We start from the raw sequence: 26,370 nt of genomic DNA, 5'->3' as shown, positions 1-26,370 counted from the left end.
AGAAGTAAGAAGTAAGAAGTAAGAAGTAAGAAGTAAGAAGTAAGAAGTAAGAAGTAAGAAGTAAGAAGTAAGAAGTATTGTCGCTTCGAGCTTAATGTCCAGAGGTATTCAATCAGTTGACTCAAATAATCTAGGTAAGGCTAGCTACCACGCCAACCTTACCTTCTACTATTTCTAGTACCTATGATCTTAGGTTACGGGCACCAGAATACGGTCAAATTAATATCAGGATGATTTAATACAGCACGCAGTGGTACTTCATACTCTGAGCCGGGTTGTTTTGCCGCTTCATACACTGCCTTCTTCTCATCACCTGAAATCAATAAAACTACCGTCTTAGCACTAGCAATCCCCGCAAGAGACAGACTCATACGTTCAGTGATTTCGCCTGTCACTTCACTTTGATGGGCATTAATTGCGCATACGGTATTTGTGGTCGTTAACGCGTGCTCTAGACCTTTCGCATTTGGGAATAAACTGGCGGTATGGCCATCCGGCCCCATTCCTAAAATAGTAACATCAAATGGCTTTTTTAGCGCCGCATAATCAGACTCACATGCACCAGCTCCCTCTTCTGCCGACTTTGCCGCATTCTTCATTGTCACAAATTGAGCATTCGCCGCTTTGTCTTGCAGTAATGTCGACTTGATAAATGCTTCGTTAGACTTTTCGTGATCAGGTTCGACCCAACGTTCATCAACCATAGCAACCGTAATTTTGTCCCAGCCTAGTTCAACACCAGAAAGGTGACGATACGCTGGAGCCGGTGATGAACCACCAGACACTAACAATACTGCTTCACCGTCTTGCTCAATACCTTGACTGATCCCAGCTTGAAGTAGCTCTGCAAGCGCTGCTGTCATTTCGTCTTTGGAGCTGAAATTTCTTTCTGTCAACTGTGCCATTACGCTTGCTCTCCCGCGTTGAACCAAACATGTTTGTTTTCTTCTAGTAGTTCATCAGCATCTTCAGGACCCCAAGAGCCAGCACGATAAAGTGATGGAGCCCCTTTACTCTGCCAACGCTCAATGATTGGATCAACCCACTGCCACGCTTGGCGCACTTCGTCACGGTGAATAAATAAAGCCGGGTTATTTGCAGCGGCGTCTAGCATTAAGCGCTTATAAGCATCTGAATGATAGCCATTGTTATACTTTTCACTCAATGAGATATTTAGCGTCACTGGCTCTAGTTGCATTTCAAGGTTATCTAGACGCTTAGACATTAGCGTTAATTGAATACTTTCTTCAGGCTGTAATCTTATTACCAAACGGTTTGGCTGAATTGGACCTGCCGAGTCACCATAAACATTATGAGAAACTGGCTTGTATTCAACCACAATTTCAGCACAACGCTTTTTCATACGTTTACCTGTCCTTAAATAGAAAGGCACGCCAGACCAACGCCAGTTATCAATGTGAGCACGAATAGCAACAAATGTTTCTGTTTTACTCGACCCTTCACCCAACTCTTCTAAGTAACCAGGCACTAGCTTACCTTCAAGGTCACCTGGCACATATTGACCACGCACAACATTATTATCTACATTCGAGTCAATTAGCGGTCTGAGCGCTTCTAATACTTTAAGCTTTTCAGTGCGAATGCTGTTGGCATTCAGTTTATGTGGTGACTCCATCGCAACCAAGCAAAGTAGTTGCAATAAGTGATTTTGCACCATATCGCGAAGCGCACCTGCTTTGTCGTAAAAACCAGCTCTGCTTTCAAGACCTACCGTTTCAGAGATACTGATCTGAATATTATCTATAGCTTTAGCATCCCATAAATTCTCGAAAAGTGCGTTTGAGAATCTAAGCGCCATCAGGTTTTGAACCGTTTCTTTACCTAAATAATGGTCGATGCGGAAAACTTGCTCTTCCGAGAAGAATTCACCTATTTTTGCATTAATTTCTTCTGCCGATTTACCGCAATAACCAATAGGTTTTTCAACAACTACACGTGATTGTTCGGTAATGAGCCCTTTGATTGAAAGTAGCTCACAACAACGGCCATAAACCGCAGGAGGAAGTGACAAGTAAAAGACACGAGACTTATCTTCGCCATCAGCCAAAATATTCTTTAGCGTATCCCAATGCTCGTCTTCTTCTGTAACATTGACTACCACTGGGACTAAAAACTGTTCAAATTCAGACCAATCTTTCTTGTTATATTCGCCTTTGCCAAGGTGAGTTTGTAATGCGATATGTGCCGTTTCAATAAATTCTTGTTGTTTGTTTTGTTCACGAACGGTCGGTAAGATGCGAGTGCCTTCAGGTAAGTTGCCTTCTTGATATGCACGATACAAAGCAGGTAGGAGTTTGCGAAGTGCTAAATCGCCTCCCCCACCAAAAATTACGATGTCAAAAGGATTAAGCATAGTTCACTCTCATAAGTTAGGCGTGCACTACAAGCACGCAGTGTTTATTCGATTTGGAGCCACTCCAAAGCCTACCAAACTCATTATGTAACGGGTGATGATTTCTATTGCAATGCACTAGTAAATGAGTCTTAGAAACCTGTATTTCCTCTCACAAAAATACAGGTTCTAAGTACTCCAGCGCTACCCGTTCAAAGGTATTCTGTTTACTTCAAGTTCCACTCGAAGTATTAATTCGTTCTCTTTTGCTTGTAATAAGCGATTAGACCCGCCGTTGAGCTATCATGAGGGTTAGTAACACCTTCTTGCGTTAGCTCAGCTTCAATATTTGAAGCAAGCCCTTTACCAAGCTCTACACCCCATTGGTCAAATGAACACACATCCAAAATGATACCTTGGCAGAAAATTTTGTGTTCATACAGGGCAATTAGCCGGCCTACTGCTTTTGCATCTACCTTATCTAAGATAAATGAAGAGGTTGGACGGTTACCTTGGTGTATTTTATGCGGGATCAACTTGTCGATTTCCGCATCCGACTTACCTTTAGCCGTTAAATCTTCACGAACCTGCTGTGCATCTACACCCGCCATCATCGCTTCAGTTTGAGCGAAGAAGTTAGACAATAAAATATCGTGATGCTGACCTACTTTGTTTTGCGGCTCAATGGAAGCGATAAAATCAGCAGGTACAATCACATTACCTTGGTGCAGGCATTGATAAAAAGCATGTTGGCCATTTATACCTGTCATGCCCCAAATAATCGGCACAGTCGTATAGTTTACCTGTTCTCCAGCAAAGGTAACATGCTTTCCATTACTTTCCATTTCACCTTGTTGTAAATACGCAGGTAGCATATGAAGCGCCTGATCATAAGGTAAAATTGCTTGTGCTTGATATCCCAAAAAGCTGGTATTCCAAACACTTAGCAACGCCATCAACAAAGGAATATTGTCCTCGTTATCTGCTGTTTTAAAGTGCTCATCGACTTCAAATGCACCTTCAAGCACTTCAACAAATTTATCGAAGCCTAAATAGAGTGCGATTGGTAATCCGATTGCACTCCATAGCGAGAAACGACCACCAACCCAGTCCCACATCGTAAACACATTGTCATCGCTAATACCAAACGCTCTGGTTTTCTCCAGGTTGGTACTCACTGCAACAAAGTGCTTGGCAATTGCCGATTTATCATTAGCTGCGTTCAAAAACCACTCAACTGCGGTCTTTGCATTGGTCATAGTTTCTGAGGTCGTGAAAGTTTTTGATGACACAACAAATAAGGTTGTTTCTGCGTCTAAATCTTTCAGCACCGAAGCAATCTGTACGCCATCAACATTCGAAACGTAATGCACTTTTAGCGTGTCATCTGCATACGCGGCAAGCGCATCAGTTACCATTTGCGGACCTAGGTTAGAACCACCAACGCCAATCGCAACCACATCTTTGACGGCTTTGCCTGTATACCCTTGCCATTCGCCCGAACGAACTCTGTTACTAAATGCTTGTAGTTTTTCTAATTCCGCATTGACTTGTTCAGTAACATTTACACCATCCACATAAATAGGTGTATTAGCACGATTACGCAGCGCCGTATGTAAAACAGCTCTGTCCTCAGTGATGTTTATTTTTTCACCAGAGAACATTCTTTCTCGCCAAAGTGCGATGTCACTCTCTTTTGCGAGCTGCATCATCTCAGAGAATATTTGGTCGTCAATGCGTTGCTTGGAAAAGTCGAACAACACACCCGAGATTTGACGAGAGAACTTTTCAAACCTTTGCGCATCGTTTTCAAACATTGTTTTTAAATGCTCTTGCTCTACTCGCTGCGCAGAACTACTGAGCTTTTGCCAACTATCCAAATCTACACGACCACCCATAACACACTCCCCTAAGACGTAAGTGATTGTTAGTTACCTTACTTTTCAGGTAGTAACAACAAAGAAACATGACTAAACAAGCACATTATGCCAAAATGACAACGCTGTCAAATTGCTTCTTTTCAATTTTACACTGCGAATAATAACCTAAAATAAAATTTTTGACACCGGTATCATTCATTTATTTCTGTGAATTGTAGTGCTAAATTCCGTACTTCTTAGATAGACTAAGACAAACAGATGATCCTTTTATTAAGCCAATGGTCGCTTTAGGAGCTAAATATTGTAGAAACTGGGCGCTAGCTTCTGCATACATAAAGCGCTACTATTCCACTGTGCTTAACAATGATCGATACAGACCGTAAATAGAAGAACAACTACATGAAAGTCACTATTAATGATGTTGCCAAGCTAGCTGGCGTATCAATGAAAACCGTATCGCGGGTAATCAATAAAGAACCTTCGGTTAGAAAAAAAACTTACGATCAAGTAATGCAAGCAGTCAAAGAGCTTAATTATCAGCCCAATATTGCTGCAAGAAACTTAGCTGGTACTTCTTCATTTGCAATTGGCTTAGTCTACGACAATCCCAATGCCTATTACGTAATTGATATGCAAAATGGGGTGTTATCTCGTTGTAGAGACGAAGGGTATGAGCTCGTTATCCACCCATGTGAGTCCAACTCGGAAAATATGGCCGAAGAGTTCATCACAATGATCAAGCGCTCGCGTCTCGCGGGTTTAGTCTTGACTCCTCCCCTATCCGAGCAACAAGCTATTATTGATATGCTAGATGAACTTGGCATTCACTACGTACGGCTGCTTTCAGGTCGAGCGCAAGAAGCGAAAAATAGCGCAAATAACTGTATCTTTGTTGATGATTACGCTGCAGCCTATGAAATTACCGAGCATTTGATCCAACTTGGACACAAAAACATCGCTTTTGTACTTGGGGATGAGGAACACAAATCAACAGCAGAGCGCTTAGCAGGATATCGTGATGCGCTAAAAGCCCACGGTATAACACAGGATGACTCACTGCTTTATCACGGTACTTACTCATTTGAATCTGGGGTAAAGGGCGCTAAAGCATTGCTGGCCGAAGGCAATCCAAACCAAATCACAGCAATTTTAGGTGGTAACGATGAGGTTGCAGCTGGCGCTTTATTTGCTGCGCGGCTGATGAACATAGAGATCCCAGGTCAACTGTCTATCAGTGGCTTCGAAGACTCTCCATTCTCCCGCCAAACTTGGCCTAAGCTTACAACCGCACATCAGGCTAATAACATTATTTCTGAACATGCTGCGCGTTTATTATTTTCTAAAACACGGGGACATCGGAAAAATGATAAAGAGGTCTCACATGTGTTCACACCAAGCATAGTGGTTCGAGAAAGCACAGGTAGAATAACTCAGTAACGGATTAGCTGGTTGTCGGCCCATAGGCCGACCTATCTCAAAAATCAATCTTGCCTAGGCTTTACGAGCGTTAACCGCCGCCAAACCTTGCCAATCTTCTAAATCTTGCTCTGGCTTTTCAGCACGAAATTGTTGATACAATTCAATACCTTGTTCATCTTCTAAAATATCAACCTGTACGCCCTTGCTTTCAAGCAGTGGCTCATTACCTGAAGCATTTGTGATATCCCCAACCACGACTCGCTGAAACCCACGCATGTAGAGTAATGTTGCACATACGTCACAAGGACTTAAGCTGGTGTACAAAGTGGTTTTACTAAAATCAACCCTTCCTGCGTCTCGAATTGCCGAGGTTTCACCGTGGTTATATGGGTGGCTCTCTTGTACTAAAGTGTTGTGTCCTTTACCTACAATTTGATTGCTTTCATTATCAACAATAACCGCACCAATTGGGCACCCGCCCTCTTCATAGCCTTTTTTTGCCAGTAAAACAGCAATGTGCATAAAGTCTTTATCGCAAAGCTTACGCGTAAAGTCGCTATCGAGTAATACGCCAAGACTCTTGGTTGGCATATGTGCAATGGCATTGAGCGCTTCACTATTTACTTGGGTTTGTGCGTTGAGTAATACAGTCATTTTTTAATTCCTTGTCGCTTTTATAGGATCCGAGCTTAACACTATAATTTGGCGTAATTATGAAGTACCCAATCACATAGTTTATCTAACCAAGGTTTTGCCGCTTCAAGTGGCCAACCGCAATTGATCCGAAGATGATCTTGATACAAATCTCGACTTGTAAATAAGCTGCCTTGGCGAATTTCAACCCCGAGCTCAGCGAGCCGTGAAGCGAGTACATCACAATCAATATTAGGCAGTTTCAGCCATAATGCCATTCCACCCCGTGGGGAAGATATTTTACAGCCCTCCGGTAAACGCGATTTCAAATACACTTGGTAAGCGAAACAGTGTCCAGCTAAAGTGCGATTAAGCGCCCGTAAATGACGCTGATAATGTCCTGTCTCAATAAAGTGTGATACCGCCATTTGTAAACATTGATTTGGCATGCCGTGAAATGCCTGCATGAGCGCTACCACTTGGCTTTGATAACGCCCAGCTTCGCACCATCCAACTTGCAAACCCGGCGCTAATGTCTTAGACACTGAACTGCACCAAATTACATATCCGGCTTTATCCCATGCCTTTATTGGTAAAGGCATTGTTTGATTGTGGCTCAGCTCTCCAAATACGTCGTCTTCGATAATCGCCACTTGATACTGCGCAGCAAAGTCTGCAAGCCATGCTTTTTGTTGCACGGACAGACTGTGCCCCATTGGATTTTGGTGATTTGCCGTAAGCAAACACGCAGATACCCTTTGCGTTGTCACCACCTGCTCTAAGGCTTCTAGATCGAGTCCTTCCGGTGTCGTTGGGATCTCAATCACCTTGAGTTGTAGCGTCGCAAGCAGTTGCAATAAACCTTGATAACATGGTGACGGCACCACCACACAATCCCCCGCTTTTGTGACAGCCTGCAGTCCCGCCATCACGGCTTGAATACAGCCGCTCGTCACCACAAGATTATCAGGGTTAAGCGCCAACCCCTTTTGTTTAAAGTGCTCGGTTAGATTCTCTCTGAGCGACATCAGTCCTATTGCGCTTGGATAATGAAAATGGTGATACTGAGGAGAGTCGAACGCTCGCTTTATAAACTTAGTCAGACGATTTATGGGCATCAACTCGGGCGCTACTTGCACCGTTGATAACATCGTATTGAGCCCAACAACAGATGAGCTTAACCGTTTTTTAGGAGATTTCACTTCACTTTTAAACTTTGCAAAGTCAATATCGCTATTTTTAGCCGCTGGTTTGCAAATATAAAAACCAGATTTCTCTTGGGAAACTAAAAAGCCATTATCCTGTAATTCCTCATAGGTTCTAATTGCAGTACTCATACTCACGTCATGCTGCTTAGCAAAGATCCTAAGCGAAGTCATTTTTTCACCGCATTGACGTTCACCGGTGTTTATCTCTGCAATCACCTGCTCACTTAATGTAATAAACTTCCTCGCCATCTGTACCCCTAACAACAAAGAACTTTGTATCTGTACTGTATTTTTACCGAAGTTACACTGTAATTCCAGTATTCGTTCACAAATAGGATTGGCACATGACGATGACACACAACCAATGGCAAGTATTACCCCAATTACTCACTGAGTTTTCTAAACTTACCGAGGCATTTATAGAGTCGAGCAATAGTCGCTCAGTCGCAGGTCGCGATATTGCTCCGCCCGATCTAACACTCACAGAGTCTGGAGTTGCATTTGAGTCACTGATAGAGATTTTTAGTAAACAAGTGGTACCAAACCTAAGCACAAGTACTGGGCCTAGGTATTGGGGATTCGTCACTGGCGGCGCAACGCCAATCGCTACTTTTGCCGATTGGTTGGTGTCAACCTACGACCAAAATGTCTCAAAGGGTGATGGCTCCATCGCAACCAATATAGAACGCCAGGCTATTCGCTGGCTAACCGAATTATTCGACCTACCAGTAAGCTTTGATGGTCTTTTTACCACAGGGGCAACGGCGGCAAATTACTTAGGTGCAGTCATAGCACGTCAGTTTGCAGGGCACCAACAAGGGATCAATGTGGCAGAGGAAGGGGCCTTCGGTTTGGAAGTCGAGGTTTTTTGCGCGACGCCCCACGCGAGTATGATTAAGGCGCTTGGTCTTGCAGGCCTAGGCCGCAACCAAATCACTAGAGTAGCAACGCAAACAGGCAATGAGGCTACGGATACCGCAGCGCTTGAGTCAGCACTTGAAAAAAGTAACGCCAAAGGAAAAATTGTCATCGCCAGTGCCGCCACCGTTACTGGCACTAATTTTGATGATTTAATTCAGATCCGCCGATTATGCGATAAACACCAAGCTTGGCTGCATGTTGATGCTGCATTTGGCATTTTCGAGCGTCTGGTTTCCGGTTCCCAAGGTCGCACTAAGGGGCTTGAGTTAGCCGATAGCATCACCTTAGATGCACACAAGTGGCTTAATGTTCCATACGACTGCGGGATCTTTCTCACTCGTCATTTGCACTACTTGGTTGAAAGCTGCGACGTTCCAGCGCCTTACTTAGTCACATCAAAAGCCGACCCCGACTTTTTTTCGATGGGTGTAGAAAACTCTCGTCGATTTAGGGCACTGCCCGTTTGGATGTCGTTACTTGCCTATGGTAAAGACGGTATCCGTCAATGGGTAAGCAAAAATATTGCGCAAACTAAACAACTTGCAGACTGGTTTGCTGATTCTCCAGACTATGATTTAGTTTATTATGGAGAGTTGAATGTAGTGCTTTTCAAGCCAAGTGGTAAAGACGACGACGCGACAACCGCCCTTCTTCATGCCATTAATGCAGACGGCCGTATATTTGTCAGCCCTGGGAGTTGGCAAGGACATAAGGTGATCCGTGCTGCGCTCAGTAATTGGCAAACGGAGCAAGTTGATTTAGACATAGCAAAAAGCGCATTAACCGAATTAGCTAAGGCGCTTTAAGATTATAATATTTGAAGTTAGCTAACGCTGTGATTAGGAGTGATACTTTGCGCCAATTTGCGACTGTATTCCTCAAAATCGATATTGCTTTGCTCACCAAGTCCAGCCACCGCATGAGAAATAAACTGCGGTGGTACAAATAGATAAGTACGTTTTTTAAATTTCCAATGACGCACGATGTGCTTGGGCTGATGCTTGTCTTCATCTAACCCAGCCAACGAAAATAAGTCTTGCCAGTCACTCTCGGTATCGCCGGTCGACTGGGCAATACTTTGTGGTTCGATACTAAGCAAAATTGCCGACGTTTGTGGCACGCCCATCAACAGCTCACCAATAAAAAAGATGCTTCCACTGCGGCACAGCTGCTGTTGTGCTTCCGTCATCTCAGATTGCTCTGCCATCTTCGCCCTTTGATATTGCATCCCATTAAACATGGACTTGGCAAAAGGCAGCTGCTTTTCAGAAAACTCTCGATTTAGTACATGCTGAAACAGCGCTTTGCCGAGCGTATTACCTACGCCATCATGACTAAAAGTGCCTTCTTCCACATTGGTTTCAATGAAAAGCCCTGACTCTACCAAAATATTTTTCACGGCTTGATAGTTAAATATTGAAAACGGCTTACCCGTCACCGGATTTGTTGTCGACGTCACCGCTTTTGTCATCGCAGCAAAAAACACACTAATATCAACGAATGCACTTTTTAAGTCAGTGTCAAAGCTCTGAATGCTATCCGCCGTGGCACACAACATGATATTACCCGTTTCATTAAACACATAATGTTTAGTAATTGGAGTATATATTGGCTGAGACTGCGGTTTTGACGGTTTATCTTGTTTGCTAAACCAAGTTGAGAACATTATGTACTCCCAACATTAACTGTCCTTTTTAGTCGTTTTACTGGCTGCCGTGGCTTGCGAGGGTGCGGCTATGACACTGCGCATTGATTCAATCAGATTATTAAACTCTGGATCTGACATCGCCTCATTGAGCGATGCCGCTTGCTTGACAAATGCAGGTGGCACAAATAAGTATACTGATTTGCACAGACTTAACTGCACGTCTGTATGCCCGCCTTGTAAACAAGGGCCAGCTTGCCACACCGATTTGACATCATTGGCATCCGCTGAGATAACAATTGGCGCAATAGAAATAGCACCAAGTAAATATTCGCAAACAAAAATAATCGTCCCGACCTTTTTGTCTTGACTGTCGGAACTCGCACTGATACTTACCGAGGCTTGCCCCATACCAGCGATCATATCCATCAATGATTTACCTATGGAGGCTAAATTACCACTGAGCCCCAGTAACGTCTGGATCAATTGGCTTGATAAAGTAACGCCACTTTGCTTACTTTCAAATTGAATATTGCTATCTGTCACTTTGACAAAAAGACCTGAGCTAGAGACTAATTTATTGAGTGCATCGTAGTCGTACAGACTTGTCCCAGCCTCTGCCATCGCTTTTGTAAGCGCGGCAAAAAATACGCTGACTTCACCAAACGCATTTTCAGCTTCTTGCGGCAATACACTTCCACCTGCGGTACTATTTAGCGTACTTGCGATAAATAAGTTGCCGGTAGCATTCACTACAAATTGTTTAGTCGCTGGCACTTCATTGCTGTTTGTTGTCGTTAAATTAGCGGCTCTGGTTTGTGCATTGCTCACTACAGTACCTGGTTGAGGTGTTGGCATACTCGCTCCTTAAATCTTGATGTGGCTTGTCTGTTTCTTATGTCGTTTTAGTGTAGCCGCATTTCTAATTACTTAAAATTTACTTTTGTGATTTTTCACAATCAAATCTATTTCTTAAAAACAACACTAAAATAAATTTGTGGGCGTCCCCTGATGGTGTAACAGCTGCCACTTACCATTTTGCTCAACCCATAAAGATGACCGATAAGCATGCTCTGAAAGCGTGCCATCAGAACTCCGCCATGCAGAACGATAGGTAAGAAGTAAAGCGTCACATTTCATATAAACACAGTGAAATTGCTCTACTACCACCTCCCCATCCGGCCACTCTTCTTCATTCATTAAGCACAGGATCTGGCCCAAATCATACAGGCTCCCAGAGCGTCCAACCTCAATAAATTGAGGATGAAGGAGTTCGTGACACAGCGCCATATTATGCCTATTTTCTTTACGATGAAGCACACACTCCTTCGCGATGACTTGCTCAATAATTGACGTTGAACACATCAGCGCAAGCTAAGGCTGTTTATCAAATACGGTGACGCCCTCTGGGATGGTATACCAGTCTTGCTTTTCACTAACCCATACATGCGCCGTCGGTTGAATAAAGCGAGTATCGTCCAAATTACTTGGTTTGAGTTTAATTGAATTTGGCTCTGCTGGGTTAAAATGGTAAATGCGGTTGCCGCATGTTGGGCAAAACTTAGCTCCGCTAACGTTACCACTATCAGCCGGACGCTGCCATTCTTTCATCAGGCCCGAAAATTCAATATCGTCTTTATCAACAATGGCTGTAATGCTAAATGCACTTGTTGACAGTTTTTGGCAAGCCTTACAGTGACAGGCGACCACCATTTTAGGTGCTGCTTTTAACGTGTAGCTTACTTCACCACATTGGCACGAGCCACTAATTGGAAATGTCATAAAATATCCTTACTTAAGTTCGATCTAACCTCATTGGAATGTATCTAATACCGTTTTTCTGTGCTTCTTGTCCCGTCGCCTGAAAACCTAAAGCAAGATAAAACGATGCAGCATTAAGCGATGAGCACAACGAGATTTGAGCTGCGGATGTACTCGCCAGCACAGTATCTAATAACTGCCGACCAACCCCTTTACCTTGAGCTGACTTGGCAACAAATAAATGTGTGAGATAATTACCATCTCTTAATAAAGCAAATCCAATCAACTCATCGTTTAATAATGCCTTGGCACCAACAAAGCTGGCGTTGCACATTACCTGAGTCACTTCAGGTATCATTTCGTTTAAATAAGTATCTTTTCCAAGCTGCGAAAAATGCGGTAAAACGTCAACCTCGGAGACTTCACGCATTAACCTTTCGATGGCATCTGCATCTTCACCCTGAATCGAATTGATGATAACCTTCACTTATGACCTTTTGATTTATTGCGTGCTTACATTTCTGGCAAACGTTACCCCAAAAAAGAAATGCATTGCAGCTAGGCTAAATATTAACTTACTTAAACTGGCATCGAAAAACCAAATACCAATAGCAAATACGGGATGCATAGCAACCATTATCCACCAGCACACTCGGCCAATTTTGTAGAGTGGGTAGCCATGTTTGTTTTGGAAATTTAATAATCCAAACGCCCAAGGCAACAAAGTCCAGACGAGTGACATACAAAGCAATAGCGTTACAACAACCTTGATTAATACTTCTCCGAGCATCTATAACCCCTCAAGTGAAGTACGCAGAACCTCTTGAGGTTTAATATTGAGCCCATCGCGTCCAAACGCAAAACTATCTCGCTTATAGCGGGGGAAAATATGCAAGTGATAGTGGCTTAATTCGTTAAAGTGTCCGTTGTTTTGCACAAGCGTAATTCCATCTGGGGAGAATTTACGCTCAATTCGTTCATAAAGGTCACGAGCAACGCGGTGGATTTCTGCCAATATGGATTCAGGGACTTGAAGTAGCGTTTCAAAGGGAGATTTGGGGCAAATTAAGATATGACCAAAGTTTATGGGGTCATGATCGGCAAATGCAATCACCTGCCCTGATTCATATACAATAACCGCTTCGATTTCTCTTGCAACTATCTGTTCTACAATCGTCATCAGCTATCTCTCCTTAACCTGATTCTATTGCGTAATGTACATCAGCAACCAGTATCCTGCCAGTGATATATTCTATTTACTCCTTTGTTAAGTGAATAATTTTCAGGCTTAAATTTACTCACAACACAATTAAACTACATTAGTGTCAGATTTGCTCATTTAAATTGAGCAAGTGTTAAGCTAATGGGTATTGGGATAGAAAGTGCTACTTAAAGATATTGATCGCCAATGCCAATTTCTCAATGCCGTGTGCCGGCAACCATCGTTTGTATTCAACAAAGCCGTACTTTTGGTAGAGTGCAATAGCAGGCGTGTTTGCCGTCGCTGTTTCTACAATAACCTTTTCAACGTTAAACTCTGACAACGCAAAACGCAGCAGTTTACCTGCTATACCCTTGCGAAAATAATTGGGATCAACGGTCAGGCTATCTATTTCTAGCGTCTTCTTAACAATGACAAGTTCAATGACTGCGGCAAGATTTTGATTTTCAAAGTATCCGTAAAAATGGCTTGTTGCACTGCTTATCCCTTCTACAGTGCGAGATAAGGGTGGAAAATAGCTAGCGCCAATTAACATGGCTTCTATTTTGTACGAATTTTGAAAAGTCTGAAAAATCTTCTCAGCAACTAAAACATCGCTATTGTCTAATTGTCGAATCATATTTATGTCTCACATTTTAATGCAACTAGGTTCGTTGACAGTCGAAGTGAGCTCAACGAACTTAATCTCTATCAATTGGCTACCTAGAAAATAGACGTACCAAGAAGAAGGCACATATTCTAAAGTATGCACCAAGTGTACTATTCTTGATGAGAACGATTAATTCTAACTTTGCGAGATCAATGCAAGAAAATATACAAATGCTGGTTTTTTACTTTAGCCTCACTTAACCAACTTTCGAGCTGCGCGATTTGGGTTTGATCAAGCTCACCATAGTCCGCTTCGTCTGTATTGATGCTGTCAGGTGCAATGCTGAAAATTGCAGGAAAGTCATCTGGGATTGGAAATTTATAAGGCATATTCATCATTGAGGTGAACGGGATATCATAAAGATTATCCATATCGCATGGGTACCACGCACTGTTGTTTAAAAATCGTCCCTTTATCTCGCAAATGGCCTTGAATAAATAACCATAGGCAAAACCTAGTCCAGCTCGGTTTCCCTCACCACTCAGCAGTTCTTTGAGTAAATCTGATGCGCTAACTTGCTCGTTACCACCATCTAAGTGATCTTCTAGCATAGAGTTAATCTCACGCAATTCTCTCGCACATTTTAAATTAACTTCTTCAAAAAGTACTCTTGCTGGTGTGTTTAACAGTGCTTGCGTATCGACTAGATACGCCATAACGCCATAGGACATATTATCTCCTTAATTTAGTCCGTTGCTTACTTAAACGTTTTGCTGATGGTAATCACTAAGCATTCAAATGAACTTGTCGTTATTTGCCGGCCCCGAGGGTACGATAGCATAACGAAACTTAGCCTGGGATTCATCTCGCTTTATACTCAATTAACCGCTATCAAACATGCCGAATAACCAGTTTACCTACCTTCATAGTTTAGCGACGAACACGCTAATATCTTGCCAACACCGAAATAGTTGCCACCTGTGAATTGGGCTAACTTATTCTTATGGTGCTGAACTCACAGCTAAACAGGACTGAGCGCAAGGTAAATACTTAGAATTCTACACAAAATGATGAAAATCAATGGTGCTTCGAGTACACGGAGCCTGTGTTATTTGTAGTGAATTTCAAATTTTTATGATTTTAGGGTATAAATAACTTTCACTAAAAATAATTTACATAAGATCAAGGAAGCGCTTCATGTCGTTAGCTAAACACACACTTGATTTATCATTAACGGATAAAGTGTGGTTCAAATATGTGAGTCTGAAAAACAAAAATGAATTGAACGATAACTCTCAAGTATCACTCAAATCTATAGCCGCACTGGGTATGCTCAGCGGTAGCGCTGAGTTTTTATTTGCATTGTTAGTCTTTGCCTTGGCGATTACAGCGTCGTTTATTGATGGTGAGTACCCACGCTATATCGCTTTTCCTGCTTGTTTAATCGCATTTTTAATTATTTTCTTTACTAAAAGAATCATGCTATACAAAAAATTTGGCTTTGGCTCTCAATGGGTGATGGACGTGTCGAAAAACCAATTAACCATTTCGCCCAAAGCGATAAAAACAAAGGTAACTGGTACGCAAAAAATTGCTAGAGAAGACATTACTGAAATCACCTTTCATTACTTACTGTTGAATGATCGAAAAAGTGTGAGAATAAAAACCACAGCCAATTTAAATTTTGCTGAAATCTTATTAAAAGATGGTACAAAAGTAGAGCTCAATGGCACTCGGATCGGTTTTTTTGACTTACTCTACTTACTTATATTCTTTGACTACCCCTTAGTTTATCGAAATACTTCTGCGGGCGGCAGCTCTGATATTGCTATCATTTTACTCAGGTTACTCTCCCTTTCTGCCATTGCCGCCGGTCTCGCTAAGCTTGCGCTGAATTAAAAAAGTTCGCGCTTATTCTCGTTTAAATTGAGTAATAAGCGCTTCTCCTTTGTCGCCATTAATTTTCTCAATAGCCTCGAGCATTTCAATGATCCGTTGACGATCAAATGGGTTAGTGATGGTATTACGCACATCGTCGATGATGGCTTCTAAGTAATTAAATAAACTCTCCGTCGCTTGTTGATCCGCACTTGAGCGAAACAATATATTTTTAAACGCTTCCAACACATTGACCATGACATAACCATCGGTCTTTGCATAGTTTCTTATCGGAGTAAAATTATCATGTAGTAATTCATCAAAAGACGCTTCGTGAATATATAAAAGCGGCTCATTTTTAGCGTGTTTAAAGGAGTAGTTCACATCGCAAATATCCAACCGCTGGATAAGTAAAATACTCAGCATATCAATCGCCTTTACCGCAGTACCGGGGTCATTAATTCCTGGGCTCATGGCCTTCACTGCAATCTCTGAGATTTGTGTTAAGCCATAGCGATAATGGTCGCTGATGTACTCTTCAACATAAAAAATAAAACAGCTAAGTAACGCATCATGTAACGCCTCATCTTCACTGAGATCCTCATTACACTTAAGAAACGGGTAGCCTTTAACGGTAAAAAACCCTTGTTTAACTGCAATATATATTTTTAAATCATGTTGCTCACATAACGCACACAATTTGTCACTGTGTACTCCCTTAAAATACCCCTCTTCTGTGCTGGGTAAATTATACCAACTAGAGAAGTCAGGAAAGTTATCAAAAGGCTGCTCTTGCTGTTTGGTGATAATATTCTTCATCTCATTTTTGGTGTTGTTAAACAGATCATTTAGCACGTTATCGACCTGTATGGCGCGGGAGATTGAATGAATAAAAAACACAAAAAAGCCTAAAGAGATCAATCCAAACACCAGCGAAAATAAAACTCCTAACGCTGGGATCCCAGTTTCACCATTGCCCACACCACGAATATTAATCAGCATAATGATGGCATAAATGATACTCCCGAGATAAAACCCCAATACCAGCTGGTGCGACTTTCTGGTGATAAGGCCCGGCAGTACTCTAGGTGATAACCCTGCACTGGCATTATTCAGCACAATCATCACCATTGAAAAGCTAAATACCGTCAATGAGATGATACTCCCCACGAGCGTGCTTAAAATAGTTCGTGCGTTCTCTTCTCTGTCGACCAGTACAATCGCTATAAGCTCTTTAAAGCTATTGATAGGAGCTGCATATTCAAGTGCCGTGGTTATGAGCGCGAAAACAAAAAATGCAACTGCAAGTAAAGAGGGGTAGAAACCGATACTACTTATCAGTTCGCGATAATTTTCGGCCAACTTGCGAGGTGTGAACATTACTATCCTTACACTTTGAGAGTCTGGTTATATAGCCTAGCAAGGCTAATGCAATAGAGTAAGTAAAACAGCAAGTATTTTGGGAAGTTAACTTTGAAGGGTTAGCAGAACTAACCCTAAAAACCTACTTTCGATTATGCAATGATCAAGAAGCCAACAAAGGCAATTGCAGCCGCAATCAACGCATAAGGTAGCTGAGTGATGGCGTGACTGACTAAGTTACAATCTGAGCCTTGGGCTGCCAATACCGTAGAATCCGAGTAGAAACATGCCTGACTTCCAAATGATGATGCCGATAACAATGCGCCTATCACCAGAGGAATATTAGCATCTACAGCAACGGCCAATGGCATCACGATAGGAATAGTCACGGCGAAGATCCCCCAACTAGAGCCTGTTGCAAAGGCCAAAATAGCCATAGATAAAAACACCATCGCAGGCAGCAAACCGGCCGTCATATAAGGACTCAGTGCGTTTATTACATATTGTGGCAATAGCAGTTGATCGCACACATCCTTAAAGATAAATGCGGCGATAACCGTTCCTATCGCGGGTAGCATGCATTTAAAACCATTGATCATTTGCTCAAGCATGTCTGCAAGCGGCATCAACCTTTGCACCATATAAAATGGCATGGTCACTGCCAAAGTCGCTAACAAGCCTTTCCATACATCAATGTCAAAGTACACCGTAAACGCCACCAGCAAACCAATAGGCACCAAAAAGTTAACTAGTTTACCTTGAGTGTCGGCTTGTTCAAATTCCTGCTCAATGGCTTTTGCAGCATAGTTATCCGGTGTATGTACTTCTTCCAAATCAACCTGTTCAAGCGCAGGTTGTCCTTGTTTAGCTGCAAGCTCTGCTTTTTTCATTGGGCCGAATAGTGGCACAATGCCAAGTATCACCAGTGGCACCATAATTACGGCCACCCAAGCATACAGCATATATGGAATTGCCTGAATATACGTACTGATCCCCTGTCCTTCTCCCGCGACACCGTTATCAACCAACAAACCACCAAAGAACACCGCCCAAGTCGAAAGTGGTACTAAAACACAGATAGGCGCAGCGGTTGAATCCACTACATAGGCAAGCATTTCCCTAGAAATCTTAAACTTATCGGTAACACGACGCATCGTCTCACCAACCGTCAGCGCATTAAGATAGTCATCAATAAAAATGATCACACCTAAAAAATAGGTCATAAGCAAAGACGACCTTGGCCCTTTTGCCATTTTCAGTGCATTACGTCCAAATGCTAAGGCACCGCCTGTATGCACCAACAGCGCTATCAAAGCACCAAACGTACCACATACCAGAATAAGCCAGCCGATAGTTTCATCGCCCATCACTTTTAGCGAAGCATCAGCAAAATTTGCCAATATGGTAGCAGGGTCTAACAATGCGAGTCCTACAAGCGCCCCTAAAACAAGGGACAAGATAGGACGACGTAAGATAATTGCAAGCGTCAATACGACGACTGGGGGAATGATGCTAATTGCACTTGGCTCAGCCATGCGAACTTCCCAAATCAAAGGAATTTGAGCAGCGGAAAAAAGGGACGCAACGTCAGCTATAAACAGCGATTGATGCAGTCTTATCCGTTTCCCAAATTCAGAACAAAAGGTTAAAATCACAGGCACTTAATGCATGTGAGGATCTGCCTAATATTGGGTTGACGAGTTGACTGTATGGCCCTCATTGAAACATCGCGGAGAAAATATACAGAATTTGACTTTGCGTCAATTTATTTTTTGTCTAATGCTAGTTTTGCCATGTGCTTATTTACTTGCTCTATCTCTTCAGCGGTCAATTCGGCGTAGCGTCTAGGATAAGACCACCCGTAGCCCCAACGAAATGGCGTAGGAAAATAAGGCAACCCACCAAGTCGCACACCCGCTAACATCAAGGTTGCCACTTCTTCTTGACCTACCGCAGCAACACACTTTTGCAAGGCAATGTCGGCATTTTCGCGCTCTATAGCGGTACCACCTTTCCAGTAGGCAAGGTCGTGTGCCGTGCAACAGCTCAACCACAGTTCATTTTGCGCCAAAGTACCATCAGGAAATGCACTACAGCCATCGCTTGTGAATGGCTTTAATTCATCGGCACTGCCGTGACTAGATGCAAACAGCAGCGAGAATATAATTACTATTTTTTTAATCATCTTAAATTACCGTATGGCTACTTTCATGACTCCCAACCTTAGCTGGCGCACCTTACACTTTCATTTCCATCAGCTGCGCATCTTCACCATAACTTTTGCATATCTTAACTGGCTTTGGAACAAAGCCTAGGGCCTGTTGATCTTTCAAGTTTGTTTTTGCAGCAGTTTGACTGGCATTTATACAAGGCAGAGCCTGCGTAGCATAGTCACTCTATGTAAGTCTGGCGATAACACAGTAGAAATGCCAATCAAGCGCTGCCCTTTGGGTTCACCTGAGTGCGCTTTGTTCATTGTTGCTCAACTTTTGCCTAGATTACTAGGCGGCAAGTCGAGCGCCGCGACCGAAACACACTCAGAAGAACAAAATCAAACAGCAAAGGTCTACAGGCCCTAGTTTCAATCAAAACCCTACGCTATTTTGTACAGCCACGAGCCGAATGCGACAGTACCCCATTTGGGTCGCCAACTCAACTAAGCGTTTAATCATCAAGGCTCCAATTCCCTGCCCAGATACGGCTTGTGAAACAACTAGGTCATGTAGAAACAACGACGAACTAGGCGGCTGTTCAGGAAGTAATACCAATTTGCTGAATTAAGTGCTCTATTTTGAGGCAAGAAAATCTTGTCGATAACAAGGCAAAAATTTTGCTATTTAGTTGTTCTAAATAAGAAATTTTTAACACAGTTAGCGTCAGATTTGCTCCTTCAAATTGAGCAAGTATTTAGGTAGATTGGTATAATGTAAACAAACTCGGCGGCCTTTCATCGTACCAAGGGTGCGCCAGTAAATAGGCATCCACGGCTCGATGTTGTTTAAAAACAAAACAACTCTTTGGCGAGCGCATCCATTTACTTTTTAGGATATCCACAGTTTCTGGCGCAACCTCATGATACGCCAGATTTTGTAGCGTTAAGATCTTAGGCCACGACGCATCTTCGATAGCGTAATAAGTCATAGTTTACTCACATACAGCACAGAGACTGATTGCATCCTATACGCCACCACTTTGGCCTTCTTGAAATATAAGAGTGGGATTTGGGTTCTAGGGTTTTACGGCTATTGGCATCAAAAACGCCGAGCATTAGTGCAATGATAGGCGCGTCATCTATTGCACCTAATGTGCTACCACACTCAGGGCAAAAAGCGCGCGATGAATAATCCGATGAACGCCACACCTTAGGCGCACCGCCAGGCCCATCCCAGCTTACCTCTTCACTTGCGAACTCTACCCAAGCGACAGTTAACGCACCACTGTGTCTTTGGCACATTTTACATGAGCAGGTATGGGGGTTACGAGGGACGCCAATCGCGGTAAAACGGATCTGCCCACATAAACATCCTCCAACAAAATTGACAGCCATCCTTGTGTTTCCTTAGTATTTCGCCATTATCCTAAATTAAGTACGATAGTAAATTACCGTGCCTATTAAAGTTCCAAGTGAAACACAAAACTGAACACTAAGCCACTGAATTTGTGAAGCATTAGTTACGCACTGTTACCATCGAAGTTATCGTGGGGCTCGCCGGCAAGTTCATACTTCAATACTCCAAGCTCCTGATAATAATGCAGGATATCGATAAAAGATTCGTATTCTCTTTGCGGTGAAACCGTCAACGCAAAGCACCTATCATCAAATTGCTCGCTCTCCACGCCAGATAGAGTAAGCTCTTGAAGCAGCTCAATGTTTTTGGCATTTTCTAACTCGTTTGTAAAGCGGATCCGCAAAGAGTGATACTCACTTCGAGCCACTATATCGATAACTTCTAAAGAACCTTTGGTATTTGGTGCAACCAAAACGTGGTCGTCATAGTTAACACCAAAAGCAAAAAGCGGTGCACCTTTTATCTGATAAATGTTATCGCCTACTGCTATAGCAACAATAAATTCTTCAGCACATCCTTGGGGATGGTTTTTAAAAGTAAACCGTACTTTGTCAGTAACTACATCATTCATATGGATACAAACCGCCTTTACATGGACTGATCTCGTTTTATCTAACCGACCGTAAGCCCAACAAATAAAAGTTACCCACAATTACAATGTGTTACTTGTATATGGGCTTAGATTGCCAACATGATGCAGCAGCTAAACTGAAGAGAAAATTAAGCTGTAGCCTATAGAAAATAAATTAACCTGAATTAAATCGTTAATTGAAAGCTTGCGAAACGACAGAGACTGGAGCAAATGTAATGGCGAGCTCAGATTAAATTTGCAAATTTACCGTTTTCGATGGGCAGGGCTAACTAGATTTCTTCACAATATAGCAAGTACCCCGCCCGATCCTGGGTGTGAATAGCGCTAACTCTGCGAGAATAGTTTTAGGCCAATAATCCCCATCACTATCAACAGTAAACTGAGTAGCTTAAATAATGACAAAGGCTCTTTGAAATAGACAATGCCCACAATAATCGACCCTACCATGCCAATACCAACCCAGACGGAATAAGCAACGCTAAGCGGTAAAGTTCGAAGAGCAACACTGAGGAAGTAGAAACTTGCGGCCATCGCCACTAATGTAATAATCGAGGGAACAGGCTTAGTAAAACCGCCGGTAAATTTCAAACCAATAGCCCAAACGACTTCCAATAAACCTGCAAAAACAAGTAGCAACCAGCTCATGACAACTCCAAAATGGGGTCGTCCCCGCCAGTAAAAGAAAGCTCTGCTCTGGAGGTCGTCCACCAGAGCGAGAGAAAATTAGCACGCCCGAGAAGTTAATTCAAGCTTCTACACACAGCTTATATTTCAGGTGCGCGTACCGTTTTAATATCTTGGTTTGCAGCCCAAGCCAATACATCTTCACGTTTCAGTGCTGTAGCCATCAATTCAGGAAACTGATCCGGGGTACAGGCAAAAACAGGTGAACCAATTGCAGCGAAGTCAGCTGCCATTGTACTGTCATAAGCAGGTTTGCCATCGTCACTAAGCGCCAGCAAAGTGATAACGTTCACATCTTGCCTGATCAAATTTGCGACACGAGCCTTGAGCGCTTTTTCATCACCGCCTTCGAACAGATCAGTAATTAAGATCAAGTGCGTTTTTGATGGTCTTTCTATCTTTTCTTCGCAGTATGCAACTGCTTGATTGATATCCGTTCCACCACCTAACTGTACACCAAACAGCACGCTAACAGGGTCTTGCAGCTCCTCGGTCATATCGATGACTGCCGTATCGAAGCACACTAGTTGTGTTTTTACAGCAGGGATGGAGGCCATCACTGCTGCAAAAATCGAACTATACACAACTGAGGTAGCCATAGAGCCTGATTGGTCAACGCATAAAATCACTTCATCTAAATCTGTGATACGGCGCTGCTGGCGCATAAAACCCACCAGTTTTTCGGGCACTATGGTGTTATAGTCTCGCTGGTAATGACGTAAATTGGCATGAATGGTACGGTGCCAATCGATATCATTAAAACGAGGTCTAAACGTCTTCTTAGACTTGTTAATTGCGCCTCGTATGGATTCCGATGTCTTTTGCTCTAATCGCTGCATCAGTTCATCAACCACTTTTTGGATCACTTGCCGTGCAGTATCCACCGTTTTTTCTGGCATTACTGAGCGAAGGCTCACAAGGTCAGCAACTAAATGCACATCCGCTTCTATGGCTGAAAGAAACTCGGGCTCCATTAGCATTTGCTTCAATCCCAGTCGCTCAAATGCATCTTTTTGTACTACCTGTACAACACTCGTTGGAAAAAAACTGCGAATATCGCCAAGCCATTGGGAAACTTTGGGTGCTGAGCGCGATAAACTCCCCCGGCCTTTCGCACTTTCACCGCTACCATAAACTGCACTTAATGCTGCATTTAAACGTTTATCTGACTCCGACAGTCCATCATTTTCTTCAGGATCTGCACCAAGCACCAACCGCCAGCGACGATCTTTTTCAGCCTCAGATTCGGTGCTAGATTGCGATACCGACGCTTGCTTTACATCTGCCACTGCTTACCCCCATTCAATAATGTTGAAATGCTAGCCAAGTGTTGAGGCCAGCTCTGTAGCGCACGCTCATTGATGGTAAACTCAACGCTCACCTTTTCTCTACCTAGCAACACTCTATCTATCAAACGTTTGCGCTCCATCGCATCGAGCGAAGCAAATATCCGCCTGAATAAGGGTAAACATTCAACAAAAGCGGTTTCATCTAATCCCACTAGCCAATGCTCTATTGCGCTAAGCAGTATGTCGTCATACAAAAGCCGGTCAACCGCATCAGAGAAAAAGCCATCAAAATATCTGGCAGCATCTGCGGGTATCACTGCAGCTGAGAGCATTTTTCCAAGCAGCAGCTCAAGTTCAGAAGTCGCCATTTTGTCCGCTTGATACATGAGCCTTGCAGCAAGCCCAGCGAGCTGCAAACTAGTTTGACCACTCTCAACCAAGGTATTTAGTGCTTTCCACCACTGGCTTTCAACCGCTCCATTCCAGTCCGTCACAAGTAAGGCATGGTGGCTTGCACTCAATGCTCTGTGGTAGTGCGACGCCTCATCATCATCCAAATTGCGACAAGCGTAAGGAATTGAAATTGCGGCTTGAACGGTCAATCTTTCAATCAGTTCTTCTATATGACCAAGCGATATCTTACGGGCAGTACCGTAACGGCTCACATCAATTAAAGGCGGAATACTCTCCAACAATTCAATACAATCACTAGATTGTGCAGCCCGTTTTTCGAGCAGTGTTATTCCGATACTAGCCGCCTGATCGAGCTGAGCCTCTAGGCACCCACTAACGTAGCTTGCAAGCTTACTCAAACTCCTCTGCGTACGCATTTGCTCAGTCATTTTAGTGTTTGCAGCTTGCGCAATGGTGCTACCGTACACAAGGTGCTCAACCAGTTTCACTGCATATTCAGGCTGCCAAGTTAACCGCCAGTTTTCACGAAATGTGCCTCGACTCTTGCCGCTATCACTGAGCCCCCCCCAAGGAATATCGAGAATGTTTAAACGGTGCAATAGAACAGACTTTCCTTCTCCCGCTTCACTACGTAAGTCAAGAGAGAGATCTCGTGGCAATGCTTCTGGTTTAAGTTTGAGCTTCTTTTGTTGCTGTTGTAAATCTTCAATCAGTGGGATCAAAGGCGCATCAGCTGGGATCTCACCAACCTCGGCGCCCAACAACACCTTGGCTTCAATTTGCTGCCAAATCTTAGCTTCACCGAAGCATAAACACGCAATGACAGCCTCTCGGATTTCTTCAAAACCAACAGATGGTCGGCCGCGCACCGCAGCCAACGTTTGACATAAGCGTGTCGCTTCAATGACCGAAGCAGTCGACACAACTTGGCCAATTAAGCGCATTTGCTCTGTGACTTTTACTAACCAATGGGTCACCAAGTTGGCGTTGTTTTGTTGTTGCCATAAATGTTGATACCACATCGGTGCTGTTACCCCGGCACCATACCCAGAGGCACTAGACAAACGGGCGGAAGTCCAAGGCACCCAAGTTGCCTTTAGTTTTTTTGCAGAGAGCTTTGCAGGCAATGTTTTAATTAACTCTCGGTCGCTTTTTGCAGTGTGCTTTTCTTGTAAAGCGGGAACATGCCACGCGCCACATACAACGGCGATAGGACCTGAACAATGCTTTTTCGCTTTGGCTATTTCAAGTCGCATGTAAGCTTCACGCACTAGGTCACGCTGTATGGCTGGATGAGCAGGATTTATGCTTTCACGCAGAGCCGCCATTGCCGAGCTCACCGCGTTAAACACTTCAAGGTCATTTCCGTGACTTTGCTCTATTAAGTCATTCCACCATGCTTCACCATCTTCATAACCAGCTAAGTTTGCCAACACAGCGATCGGATCTGAGGTCAGTGCACGCGTTTCGCCATGCCCTTCCCTAGTTTTATCCTCCTCGGCTTGCGTCTGCTCGGCTTCATCACTTGCTTGTGCTTGTGATGCCAATTGGATGTTTACAGGCACATCAATAAAGGCCAACTCAGTGCTGTGCTTGATGGCGTACAAAGTCGCCTGATATTCTGGTGAATACTCAGCAAAAGGATAAAACACACTTTGTGTTGCATCTCCAGCGGCATAAGCTAGCAAGGCAACGGGTGGACGCGTATCGTTTGCCGCCAACATTGGTAATAGCGCGGAGCAATCTGCTGGCCCCTCTACCAATATGCACTGGGGCTGCAATGCCTGTAATGCGGCCATGAGTCGTTGGCTTGACCCAGGTCCATGGTGGCGAATGCCAAAGTAATGGACGTTCGACATAGCACGTCCTTACAATACTTCGTTGATTATCTTGTAATAGTCCGAATAGGCTGGGCGTTTCTTAAGCACCGTTTCCAAGTATTCTTCAAGCACCGCTTTGTCTTGCACGGGGTCTTTTACAATAGCGCCAACCAAATTGCTGCTGAGGTTTTCAGCATCTAATCTACCATTGCCAAACCAATTTGCTTGACTCAGTCCACCAACCATCACAGCAATTGCTTCCGCTGTTGAAAGGTTTCCTGTCGGCGTTTTGAGTGTTACTTTACCATCAAGGGTTTCACCGCCACGTAATTCTCTAAACATAGTGACTACTTTTTCAATTTCACTTTGTGCATCCAGTGGCATCGGTAATTCTAAGCTCGCGCTCATTTCTGCGACGCGTTTTGAGATGATTGATATTTCCTGCGCCATATCATCCGGTAGGGGCAGCACCACAACATTAAAGCGGCGTTTTAATGCAGCCGACAGTTCGTTCACGCCTTTATCACGATTATTTGCTGTCGCAATGATATTAAAGCCTCGTTGGGCATAGACGGCTTCATTCAACTCCGGGATTGGTAACATTTTTTCTGACAATACCGTGATCAACGTATCTTGCACGTCCGAACCCATGCGCGTTAACTCTTCAAGGCGGCAAAGCGTCCCTGATTCCATTGCACGATATAAAGGTGTTGGCACGAGCGCTTCACGGCTTGGCCCATTTGCCAAAAGCTGTGCATAGTTCCAACCGTAGCGGATCTGGTTTTCGTCTGTGCCTGCTGTACATTGAATAACCTGAGTACTGTTACCACAGATCCCCGCAGCAAGGTGTTCAGACACCCAAGACTTAGCCGTGCCCGGCACACCGAGTAACAATAAAGCGCGATCGGTTGCAAGTGTTGCTACCGCGGTTTCAATTAATCGGCGATTACCTATGTACTTTGGACTTATTTCAACACCGCTTTTAGTTTTACCACCCAGCAAATACGTTACCACTGCCTGCGGCGATAACGCCCAATTTTCAGGTTTATTGCCTACGTCCTCGGCTTTTAGTGCATCTAGTTCTGTTTGATAAGTGATTTCTGCCGGTTGGCGAAGGATGCCACTCATAGT

General features: G+C 43.5%; 28 protein-coding genes. 3 read left to right on the top strand and 25 right to left on the bottom strand.

Going from position 1 to position 26,370, the window contains the following annotated elements; translation table 11 throughout:
* Window positions 1-194: 194 nt before the first annotated feature.
* The 3 genes from pgl to pgi form a co-directional block, all read right to left on the bottom strand.
* Window positions 195-905, bottom strand: coding sequence for a 6-phosphogluconolactonase (gene pgl / locus DRB05_RS08480; RefSeq protein ID WP_095729954.1), 711 nt, complete (start codon window positions 903-905; stop codon window positions 195-197).
* Window positions 905-2,374: a glucose-6-phosphate dehydrogenase gene (zwf, locus tag DRB05_RS08475; protein WP_128726549.1), complete on the bottom strand. Its 1,470-nt coding sequence runs from the start codon at window positions 2,372-2,374 to the stop codon at window positions 905-907. Before zwf ends, pgl begins: the two co-directional genes overlap by 1 nt.
* A 230-nt stretch (window positions 2,375-2,604) precedes the next feature.
* Window positions 2,605-4,251: a glucose-6-phosphate isomerase gene (gene pgi, locus DRB05_RS08470; protein WP_128726548.1), complete on the bottom strand. Its 1,647-nt coding sequence runs from the start codon at window positions 4,249-4,251 to the stop codon at window positions 2,605-2,607.
* A 381-nt stretch (window positions 4,252-4,632) separates the two neighbouring features.
* On the opposite strand from pgi, the gene DRB05_RS08465 reads away from it, so the two are divergent.
* Complete coding sequence (locus DRB05_RS08465) at window positions 4,633-5,670, top strand: LacI family DNA-binding transcriptional regulator (RefSeq protein ID WP_128726547.1); 1,038 nt, start codon at window positions 4,633-4,635, stop codon at window positions 5,668-5,670.
* A gap of 54 nt (window positions 5,671-5,724) precedes the next feature.
* On the opposite strand, the gene DRB05_RS08460 is transcribed toward DRB05_RS08465, so the two are convergent.
* On the bottom strand, window positions 5,725-6,306 hold the full coding sequence (locus DRB05_RS08460) for a nucleoside deaminase (RefSeq protein WP_128726546.1): 582 nt from the start codon (window positions 6,304-6,306) through the stop codon (window positions 5,725-5,727).
* A 41-nt stretch (window positions 6,307-6,347) separates the two neighbouring features.
* Window positions 6,348-7,742 (bottom strand): PLP-dependent aminotransferase family protein, encoded by a 1,395-nt coding sequence (locus DRB05_RS08455; RefSeq protein ID WP_128726545.1) that lies wholly within the window; start codon window positions 7,740-7,742, stop codon window positions 6,348-6,350.
* A 95-nt stretch (window positions 7,743-7,837) separates the two neighbouring features.
* On the opposite strand from DRB05_RS08455, the gene DRB05_RS08450 reads away from it, so the two are divergent.
* Window positions 7,838-9,220 carry a pyridoxal-dependent decarboxylase gene (locus tag DRB05_RS08450; RefSeq protein WP_128726544.1) on the top strand — a complete coding sequence of 461 codons (1,383 nt, stop codon included), beginning with the start codon at window positions 7,838-7,840 and terminating at the stop codon, window positions 9,218-9,220.
* A gap of 17 nt (window positions 9,221-9,237) precedes the next feature.
* Here DRB05_RS08450 and DRB05_RS08445 read toward each other — a convergent pair whose 3' ends face one another.
* From DRB05_RS08445 to DRB05_RS08405, 9 genes are all read right to left on the bottom strand, one after another.
* A complete protein-coding gene (locus DRB05_RS08445; protein ID WP_128726543.1) occupies window positions 9,238-10,080 on the bottom strand; it encodes a hypothetical protein in 843 nt (280 codons plus the stop codon).
* Between the two features lie 15 nt (window positions 10,081-10,095).
* Window positions 10,096-10,917: a hypothetical protein gene (locus DRB05_RS08440; RefSeq protein WP_128726542.1), complete on the bottom strand. Its 822-nt coding sequence runs from the start codon at window positions 10,915-10,917 to the stop codon at window positions 10,096-10,098.
* A 126-nt stretch (window positions 10,918-11,043) separates the two neighbouring features.
* Entirely contained in the window at window positions 11,044-11,424 is a 381-nt protein-coding gene (locus tag DRB05_RS08435; protein ID WP_128726541.1) for a DUF4440 domain-containing protein, read from the bottom strand.
* Window positions 11,425-11,433: 9 nt separating this feature from the next.
* Entirely contained in the window at window positions 11,434-11,841 is a 408-nt protein-coding gene (locus tag DRB05_RS08430; protein ID WP_128726540.1) for a GFA family protein, read from the bottom strand.
* Between the two features lie 13 nt (window positions 11,842-11,854).
* Window positions 11,855-12,307, bottom strand: coding sequence for a GNAT family N-acetyltransferase (locus tag DRB05_RS08425; protein ID WP_128726539.1), 453 nt, complete (start codon window positions 12,305-12,307; stop codon window positions 11,855-11,857).
* A gap of 15 nt (window positions 12,308-12,322) precedes the next feature.
* Window positions 12,323-12,610 carry a hypothetical protein gene (locus tag DRB05_RS08420; RefSeq protein WP_128726538.1) on the bottom strand — a complete coding sequence of 96 codons (288 nt, stop codon included), beginning with the start codon at window positions 12,608-12,610 and terminating at the stop codon, window positions 12,323-12,325.
* On the bottom strand, window positions 12,611-13,000 hold the full coding sequence (locus tag DRB05_RS08415; protein ID WP_128726537.1) for an HIT family protein: 390 nt from the start codon (window positions 12,998-13,000) through the stop codon (window positions 12,611-12,613). It abuts the gene before it with no gap.
* 205 nt (window positions 13,001-13,205) lie between these two features.
* Complete coding sequence (locus DRB05_RS08410; protein ID WP_128726536.1) at window positions 13,206-13,661, bottom strand: GNAT family N-acetyltransferase; 456 nt, start codon at window positions 13,659-13,661, stop codon at window positions 13,206-13,208.
* A 179-nt stretch (window positions 13,662-13,840) separates the two neighbouring features.
* Complete coding sequence (locus DRB05_RS08405; RefSeq protein WP_128726535.1) at window positions 13,841-14,362, bottom strand: hypothetical protein; 522 nt, start codon at window positions 14,360-14,362, stop codon at window positions 13,841-13,843.
* Window positions 14,363-14,828: 466 nt separating this feature from the next.
* On the opposite strand from DRB05_RS08405, the gene DRB05_RS08400 reads away from it, so the two are divergent.
* Complete coding sequence (locus DRB05_RS08400; protein ID WP_128726534.1) at window positions 14,829-15,530, top strand: hypothetical protein; 702 nt, start codon at window positions 14,829-14,831, stop codon at window positions 15,528-15,530.
* A gap of 12 nt (window positions 15,531-15,542) precedes the next feature.
* Here the strand turns inward: DRB05_RS08400 and DRB05_RS08395 are convergent, their stop codons facing one another.
* From DRB05_RS08395 to DRB05_RS08340, 11 genes are all read right to left on the bottom strand, one after another.
* Window positions 15,543-16,889, bottom strand: coding sequence for a DUF2254 domain-containing protein (locus tag DRB05_RS08395; protein ID WP_128726533.1), 1,347 nt, complete (start codon window positions 16,887-16,889; stop codon window positions 15,543-15,545).
* 134 nt (window positions 16,890-17,023) lie between these two features.
* Window positions 17,024-18,406, bottom strand: a complete 1,383-nt coding sequence (locus DRB05_RS08390) for a Na+/H+ antiporter NhaC family protein (RefSeq protein ID WP_128726532.1) — start codon at window positions 18,404-18,406, stop codon at window positions 17,024-17,026.
* 230 nt (window positions 18,407-18,636) lie between these two features.
* Window positions 18,637-19,056 (bottom strand): hypothetical protein, encoded by a 420-nt coding sequence (locus tag DRB05_RS08385; protein WP_128726531.1) that lies wholly within the window; start codon window positions 19,054-19,056, stop codon window positions 18,637-18,639.
* 400 nt (window positions 19,057-19,456) lie between these two features.
* Window positions 19,457-19,603 carry a GNAT family N-acetyltransferase gene (locus DRB05_RS08375; RefSeq protein WP_240036225.1) on the bottom strand — a complete coding sequence of 49 codons (147 nt, stop codon included), beginning with the start codon at window positions 19,601-19,603 and terminating at the stop codon, window positions 19,457-19,459.
* 175 nt (window positions 19,604-19,778) lie between these two features.
* Window positions 19,779-20,012, bottom strand: coding sequence for a hypothetical protein (locus tag DRB05_RS08370; protein WP_240036224.1), 234 nt, complete (start codon window positions 20,010-20,012; stop codon window positions 19,779-19,781).
* 7 nt (window positions 20,013-20,019) lie between these two features.
* Complete coding sequence (locus DRB05_RS08365; protein ID WP_128726530.1) at window positions 20,020-20,418, bottom strand: GFA family protein; 399 nt, start codon at window positions 20,416-20,418, stop codon at window positions 20,020-20,022.
* A gap of 125 nt (window positions 20,419-20,543) precedes the next feature.
* Window positions 20,544-21,011 (bottom strand): DUF4265 domain-containing protein, encoded by a 468-nt coding sequence (locus tag DRB05_RS08360; protein WP_128726529.1) that lies wholly within the window; start codon window positions 21,009-21,011, stop codon window positions 20,544-20,546.
* A gap of 345 nt (window positions 21,012-21,356) precedes the next feature.
* Window positions 21,357-21,677, bottom strand: coding sequence for a multidrug efflux SMR transporter (locus DRB05_RS08355; RefSeq protein ID WP_128726528.1), 321 nt, complete (start codon window positions 21,675-21,677; stop codon window positions 21,357-21,359).
* A 119-nt stretch (window positions 21,678-21,796) separates the two neighbouring features.
* Window positions 21,797-23,005, bottom strand: a complete 1,209-nt coding sequence (locus DRB05_RS08350; protein ID WP_128726527.1) for a VWA domain-containing protein — start codon at window positions 23,003-23,005, stop codon at window positions 21,797-21,799.
* Window positions 22,993-25,278: a DUF5682 family protein gene (locus DRB05_RS08345; RefSeq protein ID WP_193554561.1), complete on the bottom strand. Its 2,286-nt coding sequence runs from the start codon at window positions 25,276-25,278 to the stop codon at window positions 22,993-22,995. The genes DRB05_RS08350 and DRB05_RS08345 overlap by 13 nt, the downstream gene beginning before the upstream one ends.
* A 9-nt stretch (window positions 25,279-25,287) precedes the next feature.
* Entirely contained in the window at window positions 25,288-26,367 is a 1,080-nt protein-coding gene (locus DRB05_RS08340) for an AAA family ATPase (RefSeq protein WP_128726526.1), read from the bottom strand.
* Between the last annotated feature and the right edge of the window lie 3 nt (window positions 26,368-26,370).

This window comes from Pseudoalteromonas sp. A757, assembly GCF_004103285.1.
GTDB classification, from domain to species: Bacteria; Pseudomonadota; Gammaproteobacteria; order Enterobacterales; family Alteromonadaceae; genus Pseudoalteromonas; species Pseudoalteromonas galatheae.
The sequence above is the reverse complement of the archived record's forward strand: the minus strand, read 5'-3'. Positions and strand labels throughout refer to the sequence as shown.

Bases quoted from the DNA above. Each gene is read 5' to 3' on its own strand.
- pgi (WP_128726548.1), bottom strand. From the start codon at position 4,251: ATGGGTGGTCGTGTAGATTTGGATAGTTGGCAAAAGCTCAGTAGTTCT.
- DRB05_RS08445 (WP_128726543.1), bottom strand. From the start codon at position 10,080: ATGTTCTCAACTTGGTTTAGCAAACAAGATAAACCGTCAAAACCGCAG.
- DRB05_RS08420 (WP_128726538.1), bottom strand. From the start codon at position 12,610: ATGCTCGGAGAAGTATTAATCAAGGTTGTTGTAACGCTATTGCTTTGT.
- DRB05_RS08400 (WP_128726534.1), top strand. From the start codon at position 14,829: ATGTCGTTAGCTAAACACACACTTGATTTATCATTAACGGATAAAGTG.
- DRB05_RS08410 (WP_128726536.1), bottom strand. From the start codon at position 13,661: ATGATTCGACAATTAGACAATAGCGATGTTTTAGTTGCTGAGAAGATT.
- DRB05_RS08355 (WP_128726528.1), bottom strand. From the start codon at position 21,677: ATGAGCTGGTTGCTACTTGTTTTTGCAGGTTTATTGGAAGTCGTTTGG.
- DRB05_RS08465 (WP_128726547.1), top strand. From the start codon at position 4,633: ATGAAAGTCACTATTAATGATGTTGCCAAGCTAGCTGGCGTATCAATG.
- DRB05_RS08360 (WP_128726529.1), bottom strand. From the start codon at position 21,011: ATGAATGATGTAGTTACTGACAAAGTACGGTTTACTTTTAAAAACCAT.
- DRB05_RS08450 (WP_128726544.1), top strand. From the start codon at position 7,838: ATGACGATGACACACAACCAATGGCAAGTATTACCCCAATTACTCACT.
- DRB05_RS08370 (WP_240036224.1), bottom strand. From the start codon at position 20,012: ATGACTTATTACGCTATCGAAGATGCGTCGTGGCCTAAGATCTTAACG.
- DRB05_RS08390 (WP_128726532.1), bottom strand. From the start codon at position 18,406: ATGGCTGAGCCAAGTGCAATTAGCATCATTCCCCCAGTCGTCGTATTG.
- DRB05_RS08435 (WP_128726541.1), bottom strand. From the start codon at position 11,424: ATGTGTTCAACGTCAATTATTGAGCAAGTCATCGCGAAGGAGTGTGTG.
- DRB05_RS08460 (WP_128726546.1), bottom strand. From the start codon at position 6,306: ATGACTGTATTACTCAACGCACAAACCCAAGTAAATAGTGAAGCGCTC.
- DRB05_RS08430 (WP_128726540.1), bottom strand. From the start codon at position 11,841: ATGACATTTCCAATTAGTGGCTCGTGCCAATGTGGTGAAGTAAGCTAC.
- DRB05_RS08345 (WP_193554561.1), bottom strand. From the start codon at position 25,278: ATGTCGAACGTCCATTACTTTGGCATTCGCCACCATGGACCTGGGTCA.
- DRB05_RS08440 (WP_128726542.1), bottom strand. From the start codon at position 10,917: ATGCCAACACCTCAACCAGGTACTGTAGTGAGCAATGCACAAACCAGA.
- DRB05_RS08415 (WP_128726537.1), bottom strand. From the start codon at position 13,000: ATGACGATTGTAGAACAGATAGTTGCAAGAGAAATCGAAGCGGTTATT.
- DRB05_RS08385 (WP_128726531.1), bottom strand. From the start codon at position 19,056: ATGATTAAAAAAATAGTAATTATATTCTCGCTGCTGTTTGCATCTAGT.
- DRB05_RS08455 (WP_128726545.1), bottom strand. From the start codon at position 7,742: ATGGCGAGGAAGTTTATTACATTAAGTGAGCAGGTGATTGCAGAGATA.
- DRB05_RS08340 (WP_128726526.1), bottom strand. From the start codon at position 26,367: ATGAGTGGCATCCTTCGCCAACCGGCAGAAATCACTTATCAAACAGAA.
- pgl (WP_095729954.1), bottom strand. From the start codon at position 905: ATGGCACAGTTGACAGAAAGAAATTTCAGCTCCAAAGACGAAATGACA.
- DRB05_RS08395 (WP_128726533.1), bottom strand. From the start codon at position 16,889: ATGTTCACACCTCGCAAGTTGGCCGAAAATTATCGCGAACTGATAAGT.
- DRB05_RS08405 (WP_128726535.1), bottom strand. From the start codon at position 14,362: ATGTCCTATGGCGTTATGGCGTATCTAGTCGATACGCAAGCACTGTTA.
- DRB05_RS08365 (WP_128726530.1), bottom strand. From the start codon at position 20,418: ATGGCTGTCAATTTTGTTGGAGGATGTTTATGTGGGCAGATCCGTTTT.
- zwf (WP_128726549.1), bottom strand. From the start codon at position 2,374: ATGCTTAATCCTTTTGACATCGTAATTTTTGGTGGGGGAGGCGATTTA.